The sequence below is a fragment of the Enterobacter sp. genome, assembly GCF_977039595.1.
On sequence record NZ_CDRQYH010000001.1, the window covers coordinates 26,329 to 49,607 of the forward strand.

The window sequence follows — 23,279 nt, forward strand, 5'->3', positions numbered from 1 at the left end:
CCGCCCTCAGGCGGCTCCTTTTCAATCATTAAGACTGCTTGGACATTGCAGCAACTTCTGCTGCGAAGTCAGTCTCAACTTTCTCGATGCCTTCGCCCACTTCGAAGCGGATGAAGCCAGTTACGTCAGCGTTGTGCTCTTTCAGCAGCTGAGCAACAGACTTGCTTGGGTCCATTACGAATGGCTGGCCAGTCAGAGAAACTTCACCGGTGAATTTCTTCATGCGGCCTTCAACCATTTTCTCTGCGATTTCTTTTGGTTTACCAGACTGCATCGCGATGTCCAGCTGAACCTGGTACTCTTTCTCAACCACTTCAGCAGACACGTCTTCTGGCTTAACGAATTCTGGCTTGCTTGCAGCGATGTGCATTGCCAGCTGTTTAACCAGCTCTTCGTCAGCGCCTTTAGCCGCAACCAGAACACCGATACGTGCACCGTGCTGGTAAGAGCCCAGAACGTCACCTTCCAGAGAAGATACGCGACGGATGTTGATGTTCTCACCGATTTTAGCAACCAGCGCAACACGTTCTTCTTCGAACTGTGCTTTCAGAACTTCAACGTCAGTGATTTTACCAGCAACAGCTGCGTCCAGAACTTTGTTAGCAAATGCCTGGAAACCGCCATCTTTAGCAACGAAGTCAGTCTGGCAGTTAACTTCCAGAATGATGCCGTAGTTGCCGTCGATCTTAGTGATGATCACGCCGTCAGCAGCAACGTTGCCTGCTTTTTTAGCTGCTTTGATCGCACCGGATTTACGCATGTTTTCGATTGCCAGCTCGATGTCGCCGTTCGCTTCAGTCAGCGCTTTTTTGCAATCCATCATGCCTGCGCCAGTACGCTCGCGCAGCTCTTTTACCAGGGATGCGGTAATTTCAGCCATTCTTAAATCCTCGGGAGATGTGAACTGCCCGGCCGGGGGCCAAACAGTGTAAATTGAAAAAAGGGGCCGGTAATGGGCCCCTATTCATACACGGTACTAATAAGGGGTAAAACCTTATTATTCAGCTTCTACGAAGCTTTCTTCCGCCTGAGAAGCCAGATCCTGGGAACGGCCTTCACGAACGGTAGCAGCTACAGCGCTCAGGTACAGGCTAACAGCACGGATTGCGTCGTCGTTACCCGGGATAACGAAGTCAACACCGTCCGGATCGGAGTTGGTATCAACGATAGCGAATACCGGGATACCCAGGTTGTTAGCTTCTTTGATAGCGATGTGCTCGTGGTCTGCATCGATTACGAACAGCGCGTCTGGCAGGCCGCCCATATCTTTGATACCGCCCAGGCTGTTTTCCAGCTTGTCCAGTTCACGAGTGCGCATCAGCGCTTCTTTCTTAGTCAGCTTGTCGAAAGTACCGTCCTGAGACTGGGTTTCCAGATCTTTCAGGCGCTTGATGGACTGACGAACAGTTTTCCAGTTGGTCAGCATGCCGCCCAACCAGCGATGGTTCACGAAGAACTGGTCGCAGCTGTTAGCAGCATCTTTCACAGCTTCGCTTGCAGCGCGCTTAGTACCAACGAACAGAATCTTACCTTTACGGGAAGAGATCTTGTTCAGCTCAGCCAGGGCTTCGTTGAACATTGGTACAGTTTTCTCAAGGTTGATGATGTGAACTTTGTTACGTGCGCCGAAGATGAAAGGCTTCATTTTCGGGTTCCAGTAACGGGTCTGGTGACCAAAGTGAACACCAGCCTTGAGCATGTCGCGCATGGAAACAGTTGCCATGTTTAAAACCTCTATATTGAAAGTTGGGGTTATGCCTCCACGTATCCCATATTACCGACCCCAAAGGGCACCCCGGAATATGTGCCGATACGTGTGTGTTGTTACACAAAGTGAGATTTGTCGCTTCCGTCCAGCCTGTGTATCTGAGATGGATCGGAAGTCCGGCGCGCTTTATACCACAAAACACGACCAGAAACCAACAGTTGTTGGCGGAGTGTGCTGTTAATGATTCTCAATTTGGCACGGAGCGTGCCTGACTGATACCATTGACGACACTTAGACTAGTATTGTCGAAAAAATCGACACCGATGGACAGATTACATGGCTATCTCTATTAAGACACCTGAAGAAATTGAAAAGATGCGCGTCGCCGGTCGTCTGGCCGCGGAAGTGCTGGAAATGATCGAGCCGTTCGTGAAGCCGGGCGTCAGCACCGGTGAACTGGACCGTATCTGTAACGACTATATCTTGAACGAGCAGCACGCGGTTTCCGCCTGCCTCGGCTACCACGGTTTCCCGAAATCCGTCTGCATCTCTATTAATGAAGTGGTGTGTCACGGTATTCCGGACGATGAGAAACTGCTGAAAGACGGCGACATCGTTAACATCGACGTGACCGTCATTAAAGACGAGTACCACGGTGACACCTCAAAAATGTTCATCGTTGGCAAGCCGACTATTCTTGGCGAGCGTCTGTGCAAAGTGACGCAAGAGAGCCTCTATCTGGCGCTGAAAATGGTTAAACCGGGTATTCGCCTGCGTACCATCGGTGCGGCAATCCAGAAGTTTGTGGAAGCAGAAGGTTTCTCCGTGGTTCGCGAGTACTGCGGTCACGGCATTGGTCGCGTCTTCCATGAAGAGCCGCAGGTTCTGCACTATGATGCAGACGACGGCGGCGTGGTGCTGCAAAAAGGCATGACCTTTACCATTGAGCCGATGGTCAACGCGGGTGATTACCGCATCCGTACCATGAAAGACGGCTGGACAGTGAAAACCAAAGACAGAAGCTTGTCTGCACAGTACGAGCATACTATTGTGGTAACAGACAACGGCTGCGAAATTATGACGTTGCGCAAGGATGACACCATCCCGGCGATACTGACGCACGACGAATGATAAAAAAGCCGGCAAATGCCGGCTTTTTTAATGGCTATAGCTTTTTCTTATGGGTGGCGCACGATGAGTAATCTTTTACCCGAACAGTATGCTAACACAGCACTTCCCACCCTCCCCGACCAGCCCGATAACCCGGGCGTCTGGCCGTCGCACGAGCTGACCTGCGCGCATATTAAAGCCCATATGGATGTTTTCCATCGCTGGCTGGGCAGCGCGTTCGACGCAGGCGTGTCGGCCGAGCAGCTCATTGAAGCGCGCACCGAATTTATCGACCAGCTGCTGCAGCGCCTGTGGATCGATTACGGGTTTGGGCAAATCAGTGATGTTGCGCTGGTTGCCGTCGGGGGCTATGGCCGCGGTGAGCTGCATCCGCTTTCCGATATCGATCTGCTGATCTTAAGCCGCAAAAAGCTGCCGGACGAACAGGCGCAAAAAATTGGCGAACTGCTGACGCTGCTCTGGGACGTGAAGCTGGAAGTCGGCCACAGCGTGCGCACCCTGGAAGAGTGCCTGCTGGAAGGGTTATCGGACCTGACCGTCGCTACCAACCTGATTGAAACCCGCCTGCTGATTGGTGATGTCGCCCTGTTCCTGGAGCTGCAAAAACACATCTTCAGCGACGGCTTCTGGCCGTCAGAAAAGTTCTTCGCCGCGAAGGTCGAGGAGCAAAACCAGCGCCACCAGCGCTATCACGGCACCAGCTATAATCTTGAACCGGATATAAAAAGCAGCCCCGGCGGCCTGCGCGACATCCACACTTTACAGTGGGTCGCCCGCCGCCATTTTGGCGCCACCTCGATGGACGAGATGGTCGGCTTCGGCTTCTTAACCGAGGCCGAGCGTAACGAGCTAAACGAGTGTCTGCACCTGCTCTGGCGCATCCGCTTTGCCCTGCATCTGGAAGTTACGCGCTACGATAACCGTCTGCTGTTTGACCGCCAGCTCAGCGTGGCTCAGCGCCTGAATTACCAGGGCGAAGGTAACGAGCCGGTTGAGCACATGATGAAGGATTTCTTCCGCGTCACCCGTCGGGTGACCGAGCTAAACCAGATGCTGTTGCAGCTGTTCGACGAGGCCATTTTGGCCCTGACGGCCGACGAAAAGCCGCGCCCGATTGATGACGAATTCCAGCTGCGCGGCACGCTTATCGATCTGCGCGACGAAACGCTGTTCATTCGCGAGCCGGAAGCGATTCTGCGGATGTTCTATACCATGGTGCGCAACAGCACCATCACAGGCATCTACTCTACCACCCTGCGCCATCTGCGCCATGCGCGTCGTCATCTGACGCAGCCGCTGTGCTTTATCCCGGAAGCGCGTTCGCTGTTCCTGAGCATGCTCCGCCACCCGGGTGCCGTCAGTCGTGGGCTGCTGCCGATGCACCGTCACAGCGTGCTGTGGGCCTATATGCCGCAGTGGTCGCACATCGTCGGGCAGATGCAGTTCGATCTGTTCCACGCCTACACGGTGGATGAACACACGATCCGCGTGATGCTCAAGCTGGAGAGCTTTGCGAAAGAAGAGACGCGCTCCCGCCACCCGCTGTGCGTGGAGCTGTGGCCGCGCCTGACCCATCCGGAACTGATCCTGATTGCCGCCCTGTTCCACGATATCGCCAAAGGTCGCGGCGGTGACCATTCGGTGCTGGGCGCGCAGGACGTACTGAAATTTGCCGAACTGCACGGCCTGAACTCGCGTGAAACGCAGCTGGTGGCCTGGCTGGTTCGCCATCACCTGCTGATGTCGGTTACCGCGCAGCGCCGAGACATTCAGGACCCGGAGGTCATTAAGCAGTTCGCCGAAGAGGTTCAGACTGAAAACCGTCTGCGCTATCTGGTCTGCCTGACGGTGGCGGATATTTGCGCCACCAACGAAACCCTGTGGAACAGCTGGAAGCAGAGCCTGCTGCGCGAGCTGTACTTCGCCACAGAAAAACAGCTGCGTCGCGGGATGCAGAACACGCCGGACATGCGCGAGCGCGTACGTCATCACCAGCTGCAGGCGCTGGCGCTGCTGCGGATGGATAACATTGATGAAGAGGCGCTACATCAGATTTGGGCCCGCTGCCGCGCCAACTATTTTGTCCGCCACAGCCCAAACCAGCTGGCGTGGCACGCTCGGCACCTGCTCAAGCAAGATCTGTCCCAGCCGATGATCCTGCTAAGCCCGCAGGCCACGCGCGGCGGAACGGAGATTTTCATCTGGAGCCCGGACCGGCCTTATCTGTTTGCTGCGGTCTGCGCCGAGCTGGACAGGCGTAATCTGAGCGTTCACGACGCGCAAATTTTCACCACCCGCGACGGCATGGCCATGGACACCTTTATCGTGCTTGAGCCGGACGGCAGCCCGCTCTCGGCGGACAGGCATGACGGGATACGTTTTGGCCTGGAGCAGGCGATTACCCAGCGCAGCTGGCAGCCTCCGCAGCCGCGTCGCCAGCCTGCGAAATTGCGCCACTTTACCGTCGATACCGAGGTCAATTTCCTGCCGACCCACACCGACCGAAAATCGTTCCTGGAGCTGATCGCGCTCGACCAGCCAGGGCTGCTTGCCCGCGTCGGCCAGGTTTTTGCCGATCTGGGAATTTCGCTTCATGGGGCCCGAATTACAACGATTGGCGAGCGAGTAGAAGATTTATTTATAATCGCCACCGCCGACCGGCGTGCCCTTAATAATGACCTGCAGCTTGAAGTGCAACAACGGTTGACAGCAGCCCTCAATCCAAACGATAAAGGGTGATATGTTTTTTAGTGAAATGGAAAGAGTAAACAATGCAGCAGTTACAGAACGTTATTGAGTCCGCTTTTGAGCGTCGCGCCGAGATTACCCCGGCAAATGTGGATACCGTGACCCGTGAAGCGGTAAACCAGGTGATTTCCCTTCTGGATTCCGGCGCGCTGCGCGTGGCAGAAAAAATCGACGGTCAGTGGGTCACTCATCAATGGCTGAAGAAAGCCGTGCTGCTCTCTTTCCGCATCAACGATAACCAGGTTATCGACGGAGCAGAAAGCCGCTACTTCGATAAAGTGCCAATGAAATTCGCTGACTACGACGAAGCGCGTTTCCAGAAAGAAGGTTTCCGCGTGGTACCGCCTGCGGCTGTGCGTCAGGGCGCCTTCATCGCACGCAATACCGTGCTGATGCCATCCTACGTGAACATCGGTGCCTACGTTGACGAAGGCACGATGGTTGACACCTGGGCGACCGTCGGTTCCTGCGCGCAGATCGGTAAAAACGTTCACCTGTCCGGCGGCGTGGGCATCGGTGGTGTTCTGGAGCCACTGCAGGCTAACCCGACCATCATCGAAGACAACTGCTTCATCGGCGCGCGCTCTGAAGTGGTAGAAGGCGTGATCGTTGAAGAAGGCTCCGTGATCTCCATGGGCGTTTACATCGGTCAGAGCACCCGTATTTATGACCGTGAAACCGGCGAAGTTCACTACGGTCGCGTTCCGGCGGGCTCCGTAGTGGTTTCCGGTAACCTGCCGTCAAAAGATGGCAAATACAGCCTCTACTGTGCGGTTATCGTGAAGAAAGTGGATGCGAAAACGCGCGGTAAAGTGGGCATCAATGAATTGCTGCGCACCATCGATTAATCGGGTATAACAAAAAGCGGGGGCAACCCCGCTTTTTTTATATCTTAGGGTGGCGAAAATAGATTTTTTCGTTAATTATTCAAAGGTTATGTTGAGATCAAGGGTACCGCTATGTACGATAATCTGAAAAGTCTGGGCATTACCAATCCTGATGAAATTGATCGTTACAGCCTCCGCCAGGAAGCCAACAACGATATTTTGAAAATCTATTTTCACAAGGACAAAGGAGAGTTTTTCGCCAAAAGCGTGAAGTTTAAATACCCACGCCAGCGTAAAACCGTTGTTGCTGACGGCGTAGGTCAGGGATACAAAGAAGTACAGGAAATCAGCCCTAACCTGCGCTATGTGATCGATGAACTCGATCAGATCTGCCAGCGCGACCGTACCGAAGTCGATCTCAAGCGTAAGATCCTTGACGATCTGCGTCACCTTGAAAGCGTTGTAACTAACAAGATCAGCGAGATTGAAGCGGATCTTGAGAAATTAACCCGGAAATAAAAGCAAAACGGCAATCCTTGATTGCCGTTTTTAGTGTTTGCGCCCTCTCCCCGTGGGAGAGGGATGGGGTGAGGCCACCAGACCGCACTCAGTCATCTCTGCTCGTCCAGCTGCAGCGCCACATACAGCAGCAGCCTGTCGTCGAAATTCCCCAGGTCCAGCCCCGTCAGCTCCGAAATCCGGTTTAACCGATACTCCAGGGTATTGCGGTGAATAAACAGCGCCTTCGAGGTCGCCAGCGGCTGCACGTTATGGCGGAACCATGCCTGCAACGTCCGGCGCAGCAGGCCGTTGTTGTCCATGGCTTTCAGACGCGCTAATGGCCGCGCCAGCTCATTGGCCTGCCAGCCCCCGCGCAGGCTGTCGAGCAGCACCGGCAGCATCAGATCCTGATAGAAATAACTGCGGCTCTCCGGCATCCGCTGCTTGCCCACCATCATGGTGGTTCGCGCGGTACGCCAGGAGCGGGCGATACTGCCCGGCCCGGTAAAGTAGTTGCCCAGCGCAACGCGAAAACGCAGCTGACCATTCTCCTTCATCCGGGAGATCAGCAGCTCCACGCGACGACGATGATCGTCTGCATCCCAGCGGCCAAACGCATTGAGCGCCGGTTTGAGCACCACCATTTCCGTCAGAGAAACGATCGCCACCAGGTTATCGCGTTCCGGCGTTGCCAGCGCATTTTGCAGCTGCTGCAGCTCGGCCATCGCGCTATCTACGCCCAGCTGGCCGCTATCGACCTCAATGACCGCCACCACGCGCGGCTGGTTCAGATCGATCCCCAGACGCTGGGCCCATTCACTCAGTGCAGGCGTATGCTCTTCCGCCTGAATAAGGTTCATCACCAGCTCTTCGCGCAGGCGGCTGTCCTGAGCGAGCAGGTGCATCAGGCGCGACTGCTCGAGCATCATCTCCGCCGTCATGCAGACCAGCTCACCGTATTTTCGCAGTGACTCAGGCTCACCGGTGAGGCCGATTACCCCCACAATCTCACCTTCAAGACGCAGCGGTAAGTTGATCCCCTGACGGACGCCGTGCAGGTGTTTCGCTACCGCATCGTCGATATCCACTACCCGCCCCTGAGAAAGCACGAGCAGCGCACCTTCGTGCAATTCCCCAATACGCTCGCGATCGCCGCTGCCGATAATGCGCCCGCGAGCATCCATCACGTTGATATTGGTATCGATGATGCGCATGGTGCGCGCCACGATATCCTGCGCCATTTTGGTATCAAGATGCCAGCCAGCCATAGAACCCTCCCGTGAGCAGAGCTCAAGCATAGGGAAGTTCAGCGACGGCTGCATTGTGCGAATGCACAAAGAGAGAGGGAGAAGTATGGAGTTGTGGTTACAGTCACAGAAACGAGAAAGCCCCTGCGAACAGGGGCTTCAGAGGATTACTGCATCAGCAGATAAAGAGAGGTATCGCCACGCTGGATATTCAGCGCCAGCACGGAAGGCTTGCTGTCGAGAATTTTGCGCAGTTCAGCGATGTTTTTAACCGGCTGCTGGTTAGCTCCCATGATCACATCGCCTTTTTTCAGGCCGATACGAGCTGCCGGTGAATTCGCTTTCACGTTATTCACCACCACGCCTTTGTCTGCGCCTTTATTGCTCATCTCGGCACCTTCAATCCCGCTGAAGATGGTGCTGGAATCCACCTGATTCTGGCTGCTCTGCTGCAGCTCCAGGCTCACGTTAACCGGCTTACCGTCGCGCAGCAGGCCGAGGGTGATTTTACTGCCAACCGGCATGGAGCCCACTTCGGCACGCAGGGCGGCAAAGCTGCTGATCGGTTTACCGTTCAGGGAGGTGATCACATCCCCCGCTTTAATGCCCGCTTTCGCCGCAGAGGAATTCGGCATCACCTGGCTGACGAATGCCCCGCGCTGGGCGTCAACTTTCATCGCCTTCGCCAGCTCGGAGTTCAGCTCAGTCCCGAGGATACCCAGCTCACCGCGTTTCACCTGGCCATACTGCACCATCTGCGCGGTCAGGTTTTTCACCATGTTACTTGGGATAGCAAAGCCGATCCCGATGTTGCCGCCGTCCGGTGCCAGGATCGCGGTGTTGATACCGATCAGCTCACCGTTCAGGTTCACCAGCGCACCGCCGGAGTTACCGCGGTTGATCGCTGCATCCGTCTGGATGAAGTTTTCGTAGTTTTCCGCGTTAAGGCCGCTACGCCCCAGTGCAGAGACGATACCGGATGTCACGGTTTCACCCAGACCAAACGGGTTACCGATCGCCACGGTGTAGTCACCCACGCGCAGCGCGTCGGAGTCGGCAATTTTAATCGCCGTCAGGTTTTTCGGATCCTGGATCTGGATCAGCGCGATGTCGGAGCGCGGGTCTTTACCCACCACTTTGGCGTCGAACTTGCGGCCATCGCTCAGCTGAACCTTAATGCTGTTAGCGTTATCGACAACGTGGTTGTTGGTAACGACGTAGCCTTTCGCCGCATCAATAATTACCCCCGAGCCAAGCGCCATGAACTTCTGCTGCTGGCCGCCGCCCTGGCTGTCATCCCCGGCACCTCCGCCCTGACAGAACGGAGAGCTCTGGAATGGCGAACCGTCCTGGCAGAACGGCGAGTTGTCGCCGAAGAACTGCTGGAAGTTACGCGGCATACGCGGCGTATTGACGGTCGTACTGCCCTCAACGTTAATACTCACCACCGATGGCATCACTTTTTCGAGCATCGGTGCCAGGCTTGGCATCTGCTGCGCGGTTGCTGCCGACGACGCGGTCTCGGCTGCAGTAGCAGTCAGAGGAGACAGCGCTAAACCTAAACTCAGAGCCAGTGCACTCATTGCTAATGTGGTTTTTTTCATGTTTCTCAATCTCGATTTACAGGTAACGCAAAATTGCTGTGTAACTCAGATTCGTTTTATACCGCTTAGTTCCGGCGATAAGTTTATGGAAAAGGTAAAAATTTATTGGTCGTCTTTACAAAACTCCGGGATTATTCCACCGCCATCAGCTTGCGGTATTCATCCCAGGCATACAAATCCGTCATTCCGCTGATATAGTCCTGGATAAGACGGCAGCGATAATAATATTCCATCACTGGCCATTCGGGAGAGTTGCGTTCCACCTTGCCAATCGCTTCGACATACGCCAGACGATGCCGGGTAGAGAGTTTTTGATAAAGCCGCGATTCGATGGGTATTCTGCGCACGCGCTCGTGTTCCACCAGCTCGCTGAATTCGTCGACCGAAAGCTGGAGCAATGGGGAATAAATTTCCAGCAACCCACTGATTACCCGATAGCCCTGCAGCTCTAGCTGCTCGACATCCGGATGGCTGAATACATGCCGCATCGCAACATGTTTATAGAGCTCAAGGAGCTGGCTGAAACTGCTGTCATCTTCCAGCAGCGCGTGGTTGAATTCCCCGCTGAAAATGAGCGGCAAATTATCAATAAAGCGCGACGCCGCGTATGGCACCAGTTTATTTAATGTATTGACCCGCAAATACATAAAGAACTGGTCTTCCGTACTGCGGCTTAATGTATTTGACCGCGATTTTTCCCAGGCATTTTCTACAACCTGCGCAAACAGCGAGCCTTTTTCGTGAGTACCCCAGGCCGCATAAAGATGCTGATAAAGCTCCTCGACGCTGAAAATTCTTTTCTCAACGGCATCTTCCAGATCGGCCACGCAATAGGAGATATCATCGGCGGCTTCCATAATCCAGGTCAATGGAAAACGACCGTTTGGCGTCAATGAAAGTTCTTTACGCAGCCGCTCAATATAGGCCTCTTCGGAAAGGTAATAGCCCGGTTTTTTCATTAAATAACTGTGGGACGCGGGGGGATCCCCCATCCACCACGCGGGGCGCGTATATTTTAGAATGCAGCCGACCTGTGCCCAGGTCAGGTTCATGCGCATCAGGGAGTGGACCAGACGGATCCCCTGCGCGTTGCCCTCAAAATGACAGAGATCCTGACGTACCTTGCGGCGCAGATCGTTCAGCCCCTCTTCGCCTTCACGCAGGCGTAAATCGCGTACGATGCAGCGATCGTCGCTCAGCGGCTGGCTCACCGCATCCGAAGGGTAAAGCCGTTGTTTAAACCAGTCATTGATAGCCGCCTCACCAAAGTGACCGAAAGGCGGGTTGCCGATGTCATGCATCAGGCAGGCCATCTCAACGATGCTCTCAAAAGGCCCCGTCAGCTCGTCCAGACCATAGGTTTCTAGTAAACGCTGCTCTTTAAGACGGCTCAAAACCTCCTTCGCAATGTAGCGCCCGACCTGCTGCACCTCCATGGAGTGGGTTAAACGCGTGCGCACCGCGGCGTTACGTTCCAGCGGAAAGACCTGGGTCTTTTGCTGCAGACGGCGGATGGCGGGCGAGTTAACGATCCGCCCGCGATCGCTTTCGAAGATACGCAGGATCTCATGTTCGCTCTTGTCGCCCTGCGGCGAACGGAAACGTCGGTGCCAGTTAATTTTGGTGCGAAAATCGATTGGTGACATGTGCTCCCCCGCATGAGAATGCGTTTCCCCTTAACCGCATGATAGACTATGCATCTTAACAAGGCACATCGCGAGTAAATCTATGAAAATCGGCATTATTGGTGCAATGGAAGAAGAAGTTACGCTCCTGCGTGACAAAATTGAGAACCGTCAGACCCTCTCTCTGGGTGGTTGTGAGATCTATACCGGTCAGCTAAACGGTGTTGACGTGGCTCTGCTGAAATCAGGCATCGGTAAAGTCGCTGCGGCGCTGGGTGCCACCCTGCTGCTTGAGCGCTGCAAGCCGGACGTAATCATTAATACCGGCTCTGCGGGCGGCCTGGCGCCGACGCTGAAGGTGGGTGATATCGTTGTTTCCGACGAAGCGCGCTATCACGATGCGGACGTCACCGCGTTCGGTTACGAGTACGGCCAGCTTCCTGGCTGCCCGGCAGGATTTAAGGCTGACGACAAACTGATTGCGGCGGCAGAGACCTGCATTACAGAGCTCAACCTCAACGCGGTACGCGGTCTGATTGTCAGCGGTGATGCGTTCATCAATGGTTCCGTGGGTCTGGCGAAAATCCGTCATAACTTCCCTCAGGCGGTAGCCGTTGAGATGGAAGCGACCGCGATTGCTCACGTTTGCCATAACTTCAGCGTACCGTTTGTGGTGGTTCGCGCCATCTCTGACGTGGCAGACCAGCAGTCCCACATCAGCTTCGACGAGTTTCTGACCGTTGCGGCAAAACAGTCCACCGTGATGGTGGAACGCCTGGTGCAGAATCTGGCACGTGGCTAAACATACCCTCAGGGCGCTTGCCGCCCTGCTTCTTTTCGCACCGCTGTGGCTCTATGCGCTACCGCGCGTAATTACCCTCTCTCCCGCGAATACGGAACTGGCATTTGCCGCCGGGATCACCCCCGTTGGCGTGAGCAGCTTTTCGGATTACCCACCGCAGGCCGCGGGTATTGAACAAGTAGCAACCTGGCAGGGGATGAACCTTGAGCGCATCGTGGCGCTTAAACCGGATCTCGTGCTGGCCTGGCGTGGCGGCAACGCCGAGCGGCAGGTCAACCAGCTCACTTCCCTCGGCATAAAAGTGATGTGGATAGATGCCGTCAGCATTGAGCAGGTCGCTCAGGCGCTCCGCGCCCTGGCACCCTATAGCCCTACGCCCAAAAAAGCAGAGGCCGCGGCAAAACAGATGCTGAGCGACTATGCGGCGCTGAAATCCCGATACGATACCCCTGTTAAAAAGCGCATCTTCCTTCAGTTTGGCAGCCAGCCGCTGTTTACCACCGGGAAAGGGTCGATTCAGAACCAGGTGCTGGAAGTCTGTGGCGGTGAAAACATCTTTGCAGCCAGCCGGGTGCCGTGGCCTCAGGTAAGCCGTGAGCAGGTTCTGGCGCGCCAGCCACAGGCCATCGTCGTGGTCGGAAATGCGAGCGAAATTCCCAAAATTGAGCAATTCTGGCAAAGGCAGCTAAAAATACCGGTGATACCTCTCAACAGCGACTGGTTTGAACGCGCCAGCCCGCGTATTATCCTCGCCGCAAAACAGCTCTGTGCCGCGCTGGCAGAGAGTCACTAACATAAGACCCTTTTCGAGGATTTAACGATGCTCGTTTATTGGCTGGATATTCTTGGCACAGCCGTTTTTGCTATCTCCGGCGTCCTGCTCGCCGGAAAACTACGCATGGATCCGTTTGGCGTGTTGGTGCTGGGCGTTGTGACCGCCGTCGGCGGCGGGACTATCCGCGATATGGCGCTGGCGAATGGGCCGGTGTTTTGGGTGAAAGATCCGACCGATCTGGTGGTCGCAATGGTCACCTGCCTGTTAACCATTGTGCTGGTTCGCCAGCCCCGCCGATTACCAAAATGGATATTGCCGGTACTGGATGCCGTCGGTCTGGCCGTGTTTGTCGGTATTGGCGTCAATAAGGCGTTTAATGCGGGCACCGGTCCGATGGTGGCAATCTGCATGGGCGTATTAACCGGCGTGGGCGGCGGCATCATTCGCGACATTCTGGCGCGTGAAGTGCCGATGATCCTGCGTACTGAAATTTACGCGACGGCCTGTATTGCGGGCGGCATTGTCCACGCGACCGCGTACTACACCTTTGCAATTCCGCTGGAAAACGCCGCAATGCTGGGGATGGTCGTGACGCTGGTGATACGTTTAGCGGCGATACGCTGGCACCTGAAGCTGCCGACGTTTGCGCTGGATGATAATGCAAGATAAAAGCAAAACGGTAACCGTCAGGTTACCGTTTTTAGTATTTCTCCCTCTCCCTGTGAGAGAGGGCCGGAGTGAGGGCATCAGCCCGCACTCTCTTAGATACTGAACGAAGATCCACACCCACAGGTGCTTGTCGCATTCGGGTTAGTGACCACAAAGCGCGAACCTTCCAGACCCTCGGTGTAATCCACCGAACCGCCCACCAGATATTGCAGGCTCATCGGGTCAACCACCAGCGCGACGCCCTGTTTCTCGATAGTCATATCGCCATCGTTAACCTGGTCGTCAAAGGTAAAACCATACTGGAAGCCGCTGCAGCCACCACCGGTAATATAAACACGCAGTTTCAGATCCGGATTGTCTTCGTCGGCAATCAGGGTTTTCACTTTATTGGCTGCTGCTTCGGTAAATTCCAGCGGCACAGCTACGTCATCACTCATCTTATGCTCCCATGAATACTGCTATTGGGTAAAATTCACCCAATTCTTTTCGTCATTATCTAATACCCTGGTAATTCATTCAAGTATTCTGCGCGGCGGCCCGCTCCGCCTCTTGTTTCGCCAGGGTACGCGCAAGGATGGTGGAGTATAACGGTTTTCCACCCAGGAACTGGGCTAATAGTGTCGCGCCGAGACAGGTAATGATCATTGGCAAAATGAGCTGGTAATTGTCCGTCATCTCCAGTACCAGCACGATCCCGGTCAACGGCGCACGAAGGGACGCGGCCAGCAGCGCCCCCATTCCGGCGATGGCAAACGTCCCGGCGTCAAGATGATAGGCGGGAAACCCCGCTTCAGCCGCCATACCAAACGCGGTCCCGAGCAGCGTACCCAGCGCCAGCATCGGGGCGAAAATCCCGCCGGGCGCGCCGGAGGAGAAGCACAGCACCGTCGTGATGACTCTTGAAATAAACATAAACAGCAGCAGGCCCACGCTGAAATTCCCCGCAGCCGCAATGGGAATCAGCCCGAACCCGCCGCCCGCGGCATTCGGCTCGATGAACCCAAGCACGCCGCACATGCCGCCCAGCAGCCCCCCCATCAGCACCCATTTCGTCGTGTTGCCGCCGTGAATGAGCTGGAACATATCCTGAGCGCGCAGGATAAAGGTGTTAAACAGCGGACCCACCACGCCAAAAATCATGCCGAGGATCAGATAAAGCCACAGGGTGTTGACCGGCGCGTTGGTCAGTTTACCCACCTCAATAACCGCGCCCTCGCCATTAAAAATGCGAAACACGATGCTCGACATAATGACGCCGGTAAACACCGCTTTAATCGAGATCAGGTTGTAGCGAAACTGCGCGCGCATCTCTTCGATGATGAACAAAATGCCCGCCAGCGGCGCGTTAAACGCGGCTGAAAGCCCCGCCGCCGCGCCGGTTGCCAGCAGCGTATGGCGCGCTTCGGCGCTGCGCATCCGAAACAGATCGCCTACCATGCGGCCGACGTTTCCCCCCAGCTGTACCGTGGGTCCTTCCCGCCCAAGCACCATGCCCGCGCCCAGAGTTCCCATGCCGCCGATGAATTTAACCGGAATCACACGCCACCAGCGCACCGGACGCAGCTCCTCCAGCGCGCCTTCAATTTCCGGGATGCCCGATCCCCCCGCTTCCGGCGCGAATTTACGCACCAGAAAATACCCCACCATGGCAAACAGCGCAGACAGCCCGAATGCCCACACCCAGACCAGCCATTCGCTATTGGCGAAACCGGCCACGGTGCCCACTCGCCAGTTGAGCACGGCATTAACCGCTTTTTCAAAAGCCACGCCCACCAGCCCGGCGAGTGTTCCCACCACGGCAGCAGCCAGCAGGATCGCCAGCGGCGTTTTATCGCGGTTAAGCAGCCGCCGAATGCTGATTCGGTGCTGGGCGCGCGTAAACTGTTGTTCTTCAAAAGACGGAGAATCTGATTTCATGTCCTGTTCTTATTCGTCATACAAAAAGCCGCGAGGATTTTACCAGAGACTGCCCTACCGTCTCCTGAAAATTACTTAACAAATCTTAAAGCATTACCCGGCTAAAAATTTCATAACCTACCCCGAATCACTTAGAATAGTGGGCTTAACCATTTTATACGAACCAGGAACGACGCCATGAGCAAGTCTGAAAACCTCTACAGTGCAGCCCGCGAGCTTATTCCGGGTGGCGTGAACTCACCTGTGCGCGCCTTCACCGGCGTGGGCGGTACGCCGCTGTTTATCGAACGTGCTGACGGCGCGTATCTGTATGATGTCGATGGCAAAGCCTATATCGATTACGTCGGCTCCTGGGGCCCGATGGTGCTGGGTCACAACCACCCGGCAATTCGTAACGCGGTAATTGAAGCCGCCCAGCGCGGCCTGAGCTTCGGTGCGCCAACCGAAATGGAAGTGAAAATGGCGGAGCTGGTTACCGAACTGGTGCCTACCATGGACATGGTGCGTATGGTGAACTCCGGTACCGAAGCCACCATGAGCGCCATCCGCCTGGCGCGCGGTTTTACCGGCCGCGATAAAATCATCAAGTTTGAAGGCTGTTACCACGGTCATGCGGACTGCCTGCTGGTGAAAGCCGGTTCCGGCGCGCTGACGCTCGGCCAGCCGAACTCCCCGGGCGTACCGGCAGATTTCGCGAAGCATACCCTGACCTGCACCTACAACGATCTGGACACCGTTCGCGCGGCGTTCGAGCAGTATCCGCAGGAGATCGCCTGCATCATCGTTGAGCCAGTTGCGGGCAACATGAACTGCATTCCACCGCAGCCTGATTTCCTGCCGGGTCTGCGTGCCCTGTGCGACGAGTTCGGCGCGCTGCTGATCATCGATGAAGTCATGACCGGCTTCCGCGTGGCGCTGGCGGGTGCCCAGTCTTACTACGACGTCGAGCCGGACCTGACCTGCCTCGGCAAAATCATCGGCGGCGGCATGCCAGTCGGCGCATTCGGTGGTCGTAAGGACGTGATGGAAGCTCTGGCGCCAACCGGCCCGGTTTACCAGGCGGGCACGCTCTCCGGTAACCCAATCGCCATGGCGGCGGGCTTTGCATGCCTGACCGAAGTGGCTCAGCCAGGCATTCACGAAACCCTGACCGACCGTACCACGCAGCTGGCAAACGGCCTGCTGGAAGCGGCAGAAGAGGCCGGCATTCCGCTGGTGGTTAACCACGTAGGCGGGATGTTCGGGATTTTCTTCACCGACGCGAAAACCGTGACCTGCTATCAGGACGTGGTGAAGTGCGACGTTGAGCGCTTCAAGCGCTTCTTCCACCTGATGCTGGAAGAAGGCGTGTATCTGGCACCGTCAGCGTTCGAAGCGGGCTTTATGTCCGTGGCGCACAGCGAAGATGATATCAACAACACCATCGACGCCGCGCGTAAGGTGTTTGCGAAGCTGTAAGATGTGCGGCTTGATGCCCTCCCCCCCTCTCCCACGGGGAGAGGGAGCAAACACTAAAACGGCAATCTAAAGATTGCCGTTTGCTTTTATTACCGACTCTGCTTTCTCAACAGATAAATAAAGTACGGCGCACCGATAAAGGTCGACAGCAGACCCGCCGGGATCTGATACGGGAACAACACCATTCTTCCGCACCAGTCCGCAAACACCAGCATGACCCCGCCCGTCAGGGCCGACATAACAATATGCGGCATCGTCCGGCGAAATCCCATCATTCTGGCAATGTGCGGCGCCATTAACCCGACAAAGCTCAGCGGTCCAATCGTCAGGGTTGCCGTCGCCGTCAGGCACGCCGCCAGCAGCAGCAAGGCCACACGCGCTGGCGTCAGCGCCATTCCCACCGCACGCGCGCTTTCGCCGCCGAGCGGCAGAATAGTCAGCCAGCGTCGGCACAGCGGCACCATCGCCAGCAGCACGACCATCACCATCCCGGACCAGATCACCTGGCTGCCGGTGGCGCCATACGTTGAGCCGGAAATCCAGGTCAGAATCTTCGCCATACGCGGATCGCCGCTCGCCTGCAGCATCATCAGCAGCATCGTGAACGCGGTGCTGAGCGCCATTCCCGCCAGCAGCATGCGGTGCGGTGAAAACCCGCCGCGACCGGCGGCAATCAGGATAATCAGCAGCGTAACTGCCGCACCGAGACTGCCGGCAGGCATCAGCCAGCCAAACGCATTGCCCGGCACAAAGAACAGCATCAGCACCACGCCAAAGGCGGCGCCAGAGCTGATCCCAAGCACTTCCGGACTCGCCATCGGGTTGCCGGTAAGACGCTGAATAATGCACCCCGCTACCGCCAGCATTACCCCTGCGATCAGCGCAGCAAAGATACGCGGCCAGCGCCACTGCAGCAGGTCGTTGAGTAAATCGCCCGTTGCCCAGTGCCAGCCCGAGGCATCGCGGCCGAATGATAGCGCCGCGAACGAGGCGATAATCAGCACCGCCAGACCGGCAAGGCTAAACCACAGCACCGACTGACGTTCAGCGTAGACTTTGTCGCCAGCGTCCATCGCCGGTGCGCTCATGCTGCGCAGGCGCGGGAGCAGCCACAGCAGCAGCGGCGCCCCGATAAGCGCGGTCACAGAGCCAGTAGACACTTCCCTCCATACCTGCGCCATCCAGAGAATGAGCTGATCGGAAAGCCAGAGGATCAGCGCCCCAATGAGCGGCGCCAGCATCAGACGCGCCAGCAGGCGACGCGCGCCGAGCATTTTCGCCAGCAGCGGCGCAAACAGGCCAATAAACCCGATAATGCCGACCGCGTTCACCAGCAGGGCGCTCAATACGATCGCCAGCGTCAGCGCCGCCAGACGAGCCAGCGACAGGGCCAGACCGAGATTGCGCGCCACGCCATCGTCCAGCCCCATGAGCGTCAGAGGGCGCAGGAGCAGCAGCGTCAGCACGACACCGCCAGCCAGCTGCGGCCACAGGCGCAGCACAACGCTCCAGTCGGTCTGGGTGAGCGTGCCGGTACTCCACAGGAACATGCTTTGCAGCCGATCGTGATGGAACAACACCAGCAGCTGGTTAATCGCCCCGCAGTACAGGCTCACCACCAGCCCGGCCAGGATAAGCGTCACGGGAGAAAGGCGTTTGCCCCAGGCCACGCCAAAGACCAGCGCGCCCACCACGCACGCCCCCGCGAGTGCTGCAAACTGCGAGGTTAACGCTCCCGGCAGCGCCCACAGCGTGGTGATGGTGATCCCAAGCTGCGCGCCGGTCGCGACGCCGAGCGTGGTTGGCTCTGCCAGCGGGTTACGTAAAACCTGCTGGAACAGCACGCCCACCAGCCCTAAACCGGCACCGACTAACAGGGAGATTGCCAGACGCGGCAGCAGGCTGTAGTGGAACAGCATCTGCTGAATATTGTCGATATCCGGCGAGGCCAGAGCGGCCCCCCACTGCGCGCGTGGTAACGCTGTAGAGAGGTTGAACCCGGTTAACGCCAGCGCGGCAAGAAAAATCAGCATCAGCAGAAGCGCCGGGAAACGGGCGATACGCGTACTCATGCTTTACCTCCCAGAGCGTTATCAAGCACGCGGGCAAAATGCATGGCCGACAGCGTCGCGCCGTAGAACCAGACCGCCGGAGCGCGCTGGAAGCGCTTCTCGCGCACAAACGGCATCGCCTGCCAGAGCGGAGTCGCCATCAGGGTTTGCATGTCGCGTTCGTTGCCGTGGTCGAAACACAGCACGTCCACGTCGCGAAACGCCGCCAGACGGTCGATACCCACGGCGGTACTGCCCCAGAACGTCATCTCCCCTTCCCAGGCATTACGAATGCCGAAGCTGTCCAGCACCTCCTGGAACAGACAGTTTTTACCGAAGACCAGCATATGGCGGGCATCCAGCAGCGTCACCATCAGCAGCGGACGATCGCCCCGGTGAGCAAAGCGCGGCTTCAGGGAGTCGATCAGGGCATCAAATTCGTCGAGGTGTTTTTTGGCCTCCGCCTCGCGGTTGAGGAAATGCGCCATCTCGTTAATCGAATTTTTCGCTACGGCAAGCGGTTTTTTACCGTCGCTGAAAGCGAATCCGCGCCCGGGCGCAATGCGCGCCATGACCTCCTCTGAGGGACCGTAGCCCGCAGACCAGAACAGGTACGAGGGTTTCATCTGGGTGAGCAGTTCGAGATTTGGCTCAGTTCGCAGGCCGACGTCGATCACCGAGTCCGGCAGCTTCGGCTCGTTCACCCAGAGGTTATAGTTGGGAATGTCCGCGACGCCGTAGGGCGTGACGCCGAGCGCCATCATCAGTTCGACCGGCAGCCATTCCAGGGCCACAATACGGTGCGGATCGACGGTGGCAGCACGCGCCGTATTCATTTTTAACAGCAGCGGTGAAAGGGCCATCGCCGTCAGCAGGCGACGGCGGCTAATGCGTGTGTTATTCAGCATCAGTAGACAAAGCTCACCGGTGCAGCCCCGGCCGGGTGAGGCAGAATACCCATCGGAATACCGTAAATATGTTCCAGCGTTTCGCTGCGCATCAGATCGGATGGTGTACCCTGGGCAATCATCTCGCCCCCGCGCAGCGCGACGAGGTAGTCACAATAGCGGGCGGCCATGTTGATATCGTGCAGGACCGCAATGACCGTCAGGCCACGCTGCTGGCTCAGGCGATGCACCAGCGCCAGGACGTCGACCTGATGGGCGATATCCAGCGCGGAGGTTGGCTCATCCAACAGCAGGCAGCGGCTGTCCTGCGCCACCAGCATCGCAATCCACGCGCGCTGGCGTTCGCCGCCGGACAGGCTATCCACCAGACGGTGCGCCAGCGGTTTCAGCCCGACCAGCGCAATCGCCTCTTCCACTTTCTCTCTGTCAGCAACGCCAAAGCGCCCAAGCGCCCCGTGCCAGGGATAACGCCCAATTGCCACCAGCTCACGCACCGTCATCCCTTCCGCCTGCGGCAGCTGCTGCGGCAGATAGGCCACTTTGCGGGCAAACGCTTTGCTGCTCCAGCTTTCCAGCGGCTGGTCATCCAGCAGAATATCGCCTTCAGAAGGCGGCTGATGGCGCCCCAGCATCTTGAGCAGCGTAGATTTACCGGAACCGTTATGACCAATCAGGCCAGTGACTTTACCTGCGGGAAACGTCAAAGAGAGCGGATGCAGCAAGGTGCGCCCGGGTACGCGAAAGGAGAGATGGTTAAGCGTAAAGGTGGTGTCGGGTTGCGTTTGATTATCCTGCATATCAGCCAACTTAAATAAAAAGGGCACGGCGAACCGTGCCCGAAGAGAGATTAGAAGCGGAAGGTCGCGGTGGCAACAACCTGACGTTCAGCACCCCAGAAGCAGCCGTAAGTATTAAAGCAGCTGGCAACGTACTCACGATCGAACAGGTTGTTCACGTGTAGCGCGACGTTTGAGCCAGCCATGCCAACGCGTGCCAGATCGTATCTGACCAGCGCATCGACAACGGTGTAGCTGCCTACTTTGAAGGAGTTCGCCGGATCGCCATAGCTTGAACCCGTGTAACGCACGCCGGTACCCAGCGTCAGGCCAGACAGCGCACCGTCAAACAGCGTGTAATCACCCCACAGCGATGCCATGTGTTTTGGAACCTGAGCAGGCGTGTTGCCTTTATAAGTGGTGTCTGTGGTGTATTCGGCATCGGTATAGGTATAAGAACCTACCAGGTTAACGCTCGCAGACAGGGCCGCTTTCGCTTCCACCTCTACGCCACGCGCGCGGATTTCACCGCCCTGTACCGAGAAGAAGGAGCCCGCCGGGTCCGCCATCAGGTTGTTGGTTTTGGTCAACTGGTACAACGCACCGGTGACGACGATCGGACGATCGTTCGGCACGTATTTCACGCCCGCTTCGTACTGTTTGCCTTTAGACGGTGCAAAGACGTTGCCGTTCGCTCCGGTCTGAGAAGCCGGTTCAAACGACTCGCTATAGCTAAAGTACGGGGTTACACCGTTATCAAACAGGTAGTTAACGCCACCGCGCCAGGTGAACTGGGTATCATCACGTTTGGAGGTGGTGTTCGTCACGCGGTTGTAGGATTCCTGATCGGCCCAGTCATAACGACCGCCCAGGGTTACCAGGACTTTGTCCCACTCAATTTGATCCTGAGCGTAAACGCCGGTCTGTTTTTGCTTGTTCAACACCTGATAGGCACCTGACGGTCCAGGATGTGAACCGAAATCGAAATCGCTACGATCGAGGTTATAGATATCAGATGGCGCAACGGAACCGGCATAGCCGAACCACGAGTCGATGTCATTACGCATGCGCATGAAATCCACCCCAGTCAGCAGAGTATGATCGAGTGAACCTGTCGCGAACTTGCTCTGCAACTGCGTATCAACAGTGAAGTTTTCCAGCTTCTCATTATCGATCACATACTGGCGAGTCAGCGTATGACCCCACTGCGACTGAGGAACGCTCGCGCAAGGGCTGGATGCCGGATTACTCGAGTAGAGCGGATCGGAACACATGCCGTAGCCGTAGACGCTGTTTTGGGAAGTTTTATTCTGCGCATAGCGCAGGTTCTGACGCACGGTAAAGGTATCGTTGAACTCGTGGTCGAAGCTGTATCCCACCATTTTCTGGTTACGGGAATAGGTATTGTTCTTCGCGCCTTCGTTGAAGTTCGTCGGCAGACGATCGCCGTTCGGCAGCGGATCAACCGTTCCCTCTTTTGGCAGCCAGCCGTAGTAGCCCGTTTCAGGCTCGTTCTGGAAATAGGAGAGGAACGTGAAGGTGGTTTTATCATCCGGACGCCAGGAGAACGATGGCGCGATGGCGTAACGCTGCTCGCCCTTACCTTCCTGCTGGGAATTATTAGAACGCGCAACGCCCGTTAAACGGTAAGAGTAAACGCCGTCATCGTCGATTGCATCGCTAAAGTCGAACCCGGTCTGGAACAGGCTGTCCGTGCCCACTTTGAACTGGATCTCTTTCAGGGGCTCGGTTGTTGGGCGCTTACTGACCATGTTCAGCAACCCGCCAGGGCTGCTTTTGCCGTACAGAACGGAAACCGGACCGCGCATGATCTCGGCGCGCTCCAGCATATACGGATCAATCACCGCGTCGTTATAGAAGTTCCCCTGCATTTTCATGCCGTCGAGGTAGTTATTCTGCGTCTGACCATCGGCTGCGAAGCCGCGAATAATCAGATAGTCATAGGTGTTAGACGCACCGCGCGTGCCTACCGCAACGCCCGGCGTATAGCTCAGGGCTTCTTTCACCGAGCGCGGCTGATGCAGCGCCATCTCTTCGGCAGTGACGACAGAAATAGACTGCGGAACCTTTTGAATAGGGGTATCCGTTTTGGTTCCGGTCGCGGATTGCCTTGCGGCGATGGTAGCAGCAGGGCCCCAGGCACTTTCCTGTGCCGCAGGAGCTGCTGTTACCGTAATGGTTTCTTCTTTTTTCGGGGTTTCGGCAGCATGTGCATAAGTTGACATGCCGGCAACCGCTGTAGCGACGACGACCGCGAGTTTACGCAGCGACGTGTTCATTGGCTGAGCAGTATTGGAAAGCGCCATGTTGAATCTCTGATGTGAAAGTGAATGATAACGTAAACGAGAATTATTATTATGAGCGCCAGAATAATATGCGAAACGCTGGTTGCATAGCAAGCAGTAAGCGGCCCTATGAGAATTAAGGGTTTAAGAAATCATCAAGAGAAAACGAAGGGTTAATCAGAGTTAAAACGAGGGTTAACGAAATGAGGTCTACGGGTAAAAAAAA

The 23,279-nt window shown here is 56.4% G+C and carries 19 protein-coding genes; 8 read left to right on the forward strand and 11 right to left on the reverse strand.

Going from position 1 to position 23,279, the window contains the following annotated elements; genetic code table 11:
• Positions 1-28: 28 nt before the first annotated feature.
• Positions 29-880 carry a translation elongation factor Ts gene (gene tsf / locus ACWYRJ_RS00130; protein ID WP_014882627.1) on the reverse strand — a complete coding sequence of 284 codons (852 nt, stop codon included), beginning with the start codon at positions 878-880 and terminating at the stop codon, positions 29-31.
• A gap of 117 nt (positions 881-997) precedes the next feature.
• Complete coding sequence (rpsB, locus tag ACWYRJ_RS00135) at positions 998-1,723, reverse strand: 30S ribosomal protein S2 (RefSeq protein ID WP_003856207.1); 726 nt, start codon at positions 1,721-1,723, stop codon at positions 998-1,000.
• Positions 1,724-2,044: 321 nt separating this feature from the next.
• On the opposite strand from rpsB, the gene map reads away from it, so the two are divergent.
• From map to ACWYRJ_RS00155, 4 genes are all read left to right on the forward strand, one after another.
• Positions 2,045-2,839, forward strand: a complete 795-nt coding sequence (gene map, locus ACWYRJ_RS00140) for a type I methionyl aminopeptidase (protein ID WP_455507222.1) — start codon at positions 2,045-2,047, stop codon at positions 2,837-2,839.
• A gap of 63 nt (positions 2,840-2,902) precedes the next feature.
• The gene (glnD, locus tag ACWYRJ_RS00145; protein WP_455507223.1) at positions 2,903-5,578 is read left to right on the forward strand and encodes a bifunctional uridylyltransferase/uridylyl-removing protein GlnD; all 2,676 of its coding nucleotides are present in this window, start codon (positions 2,903-2,905) and stop codon (positions 5,576-5,578) included.
• A 32-nt stretch (positions 5,579-5,610) separates the two neighbouring features.
• A complete protein-coding gene (gene dapD / locus ACWYRJ_RS00150) occupies positions 5,611-6,435 on the forward strand; it encodes a 2,3,4,5-tetrahydropyridine-2,6-dicarboxylate N-succinyltransferase (protein WP_008501915.1) in 825 nt (274 codons plus the stop codon).
• A gap of 111 nt (positions 6,436-6,546) precedes the next feature.
• Positions 6,547-6,933: a DUF3461 family protein gene (locus ACWYRJ_RS00155; protein WP_014168696.1), complete on the forward strand. Its 387-nt coding sequence runs from the start codon at positions 6,547-6,549 to the stop codon at positions 6,931-6,933.
• Positions 6,934-7,025: 92 nt separating this feature from the next.
• Here ACWYRJ_RS00155 and cdaR read toward each other — a convergent pair whose 3' ends face one another.
• The 3 genes from cdaR to dgt form a co-directional block, all read right to left on the reverse strand.
• A complete protein-coding gene (cdaR, locus tag ACWYRJ_RS00160) occupies positions 7,026-8,183 on the reverse strand; it encodes a DNA-binding transcriptional regulator CdaR (RefSeq protein ID WP_045327810.1) in 1,158 nt (385 codons plus the stop codon).
• A 146-nt stretch (positions 8,184-8,329) separates the two neighbouring features.
• Positions 8,330-9,766: a serine endoprotease DegP gene (degP, locus tag ACWYRJ_RS00165; RefSeq protein WP_111963996.1), complete on the reverse strand. Its 1,437-nt coding sequence runs from the start codon at positions 9,764-9,766 to the stop codon at positions 8,330-8,332.
• A 131-nt stretch (positions 9,767-9,897) separates the two neighbouring features.
• Positions 9,898-11,412: a dGTPase gene (dgt, locus tag ACWYRJ_RS00170; RefSeq protein WP_111963997.1), complete on the reverse strand. Its 1,515-nt coding sequence runs from the start codon at positions 11,410-11,412 to the stop codon at positions 9,898-9,900.
• A gap of 82 nt (positions 11,413-11,494) precedes the next feature.
• Here dgt and mtnN point away from each other — a divergent pair, with 82 nt between their 5' ends.
• From mtnN to ACWYRJ_RS00185, 3 genes are read left to right on the forward strand one after another with little or no spacing between them, the layout of a single operon-like run.
• The gene (gene mtnN, locus ACWYRJ_RS00175; protein ID WP_111963998.1) at positions 11,495-12,193 is read left to right on the forward strand and encodes a 5'-methylthioadenosine/S-adenosylhomocysteine nucleosidase; all 699 of its coding nucleotides are present in this window, start codon (positions 11,495-11,497) and stop codon (positions 12,191-12,193) included.
• Positions 12,186-12,986, forward strand: coding sequence for a vitamin B12 ABC transporter substrate-binding protein BtuF (gene btuF, locus ACWYRJ_RS00180; RefSeq protein ID WP_111963999.1), 801 nt, complete (start codon positions 12,186-12,188; stop codon positions 12,984-12,986). The genes mtnN and btuF overlap by 8 nt, the downstream gene beginning before the upstream one ends.
• Before the next feature lie 27 nt (positions 12,987-13,013).
• On the forward strand, positions 13,014-13,637 hold the full coding sequence (locus tag ACWYRJ_RS00185; RefSeq protein WP_115876409.1) for a TRIC cation channel family protein: 624 nt from the start codon (positions 13,014-13,016) through the stop codon (positions 13,635-13,637).
• Positions 13,638-13,729: 92 nt separating this feature from the next.
• On the opposite strand, the gene erpA is transcribed toward ACWYRJ_RS00185, so the two are convergent.
• Complete coding sequence (gene erpA / locus ACWYRJ_RS00190) at positions 13,730-14,074, reverse strand: iron-sulfur cluster insertion protein ErpA (RefSeq protein ID WP_008501923.1); 345 nt, start codon at positions 14,072-14,074, stop codon at positions 13,730-13,732.
• A gap of 79 nt (positions 14,075-14,153) precedes the next feature.
• A complete protein-coding gene (gene clcA / locus ACWYRJ_RS00195) occupies positions 14,154-15,554 on the reverse strand; it encodes a H(+)/Cl(-) exchange transporter ClcA (protein WP_136195597.1) in 1,401 nt (466 codons plus the stop codon).
• A 177-nt stretch (positions 15,555-15,731) separates the two neighbouring features.
• Between clcA and hemL the strand changes: the two genes are divergently transcribed.
• Positions 15,732-17,012 (forward strand): glutamate-1-semialdehyde 2,1-aminomutase, encoded by a 1,281-nt coding sequence (hemL, locus tag ACWYRJ_RS00200; protein WP_223581275.1) that lies wholly within the window; start codon positions 15,732-15,734, stop codon positions 17,010-17,012.
• Between the two features lie 89 nt (positions 17,013-17,101).
• On the opposite strand, the gene fhuB is transcribed toward hemL, so the two are convergent.
• Genes fhuB through fhuA form a run of 4 tightly spaced genes read right to left on the reverse strand, consistent with a single transcriptional unit; the run spans position 17,102 to position 23,074 of the window.
• Positions 17,102-19,084, reverse strand: coding sequence for a Fe(3+)-hydroxamate ABC transporter permease FhuB (gene fhuB / locus ACWYRJ_RS00205; RefSeq protein WP_455507224.1), 1,983 nt, complete (start codon positions 19,082-19,084; stop codon positions 17,102-17,104).
• Positions 19,081-19,971, reverse strand: coding sequence for a Fe(3+)-hydroxamate ABC transporter substrate-binding protein FhuD (gene fhuD, locus ACWYRJ_RS00210; protein ID WP_455507225.1), 891 nt, complete (start codon positions 19,969-19,971; stop codon positions 19,081-19,083). Before fhuD ends, fhuB begins: the two co-directional genes overlap by 4 nt.
• Entirely contained in the window at positions 19,971-20,768 is a 798-nt protein-coding gene (gene fhuC, locus ACWYRJ_RS00215; RefSeq protein WP_455507226.1) for a Fe3+-hydroxamate ABC transporter ATP-binding protein FhuC, read from the reverse strand. Before fhuC ends, fhuD begins: the two co-directional genes overlap by 1 nt.
• 50 nt (positions 20,769-20,818) lie before the next feature.
• Complete coding sequence (gene fhuA, locus ACWYRJ_RS00220) at positions 20,819-23,074, reverse strand: ferrichrome porin FhuA (protein WP_111964006.1); 2,256 nt, start codon at positions 23,072-23,074, stop codon at positions 20,819-20,821.
• Between the last annotated feature and the right edge of the window lie 205 nt (positions 23,075-23,279).

Bases quoted from the DNA above. Each gene is read 5' to 3' on its own strand.
- tsf (WP_014882627.1), bottom strand. From the start codon at position 880: ATGGCTGAAATTACCGCATCCCTGGTAAAAGAGCTGCGCGAGCGTACT.
- rpsB (WP_003856207.1), bottom strand. From the start codon at position 1,723: ATGGCAACTGTTTCCATGCGCGACATGCTCAAGGCTGGTGTTCACTTT.
- map (WP_455507222.1), top strand. From the start codon at position 2,045: ATGGCTATCTCTATTAAGACACCTGAAGAAATTGAAAAGATGCGCGTC.
- glnD (WP_455507223.1), top strand. From the start codon at position 2,903: ATGAGTAATCTTTTACCCGAACAGTATGCTAACACAGCACTTCCCACC.
- dapD (WP_008501915.1), top strand. From the start codon at position 5,611: ATGCAGCAGTTACAGAACGTTATTGAGTCCGCTTTTGAGCGTCGCGCC.
- ACWYRJ_RS00155 (WP_014168696.1), top strand. From the start codon at position 6,547: ATGTACGATAATCTGAAAAGTCTGGGCATTACCAATCCTGATGAAATT.
- cdaR (WP_045327810.1), bottom strand. From the start codon at position 8,183: ATGGCTGGCTGGCATCTTGATACCAAAATGGCGCAGGATATCGTGGCG.
- degP (WP_111963996.1), bottom strand. From the start codon at position 9,766: ATGAAAAAAACCACATTAGCAATGAGTGCACTGGCTCTGAGTTTAGGT.
- dgt (WP_111963997.1), bottom strand. From the start codon at position 11,412: ATGTCACCAATCGATTTTCGCACCAAAATTAACTGGCACCGACGTTTC.
- mtnN (WP_111963998.1), top strand. From the start codon at position 11,495: ATGAAAATCGGCATTATTGGTGCAATGGAAGAAGAAGTTACGCTCCTG.
- ACWYRJ_RS00185 (WP_115876409.1), top strand. From the start codon at position 13,014: ATGCTCGTTTATTGGCTGGATATTCTTGGCACAGCCGTTTTTGCTATC.
- erpA (WP_008501923.1), bottom strand. From the start codon at position 14,074: ATGAGTGATGACGTAGCTGTGCCGCTGGAATTTACCGAAGCAGCAGCC.
- clcA (WP_136195597.1), bottom strand. From the start codon at position 15,554: ATGAAATCAGATTCTCCGTCTTTTGAAGAACAACAGTTTACGCGCGCC.
- hemL (WP_223581275.1), top strand. From the start codon at position 15,732: ATGAGCAAGTCTGAAAACCTCTACAGTGCAGCCCGCGAGCTTATTCCG.
- fhuB (WP_455507224.1), bottom strand. From the start codon at position 19,084: ATGAGTACGCGTATCGCCCGTTTCCCGGCGCTTCTGCTGATGCTGATT.
- fhuD (WP_455507225.1), bottom strand. From the start codon at position 19,971: ATGCTGAATAACACACGCATTAGCCGCCGTCGCCTGCTGACGGCGATG.
- fhuC (WP_455507226.1), bottom strand. From the start codon at position 20,768: ATGCAGGATAATCAAACGCAACCCGACACCACCTTTACGCTTAACCAT.
- fhuA (WP_111964006.1), bottom strand. From the start codon at position 23,074: ATGGCGCTTTCCAATACTGCTCAGCCAATGAACACGTCGCTGCGTAAA.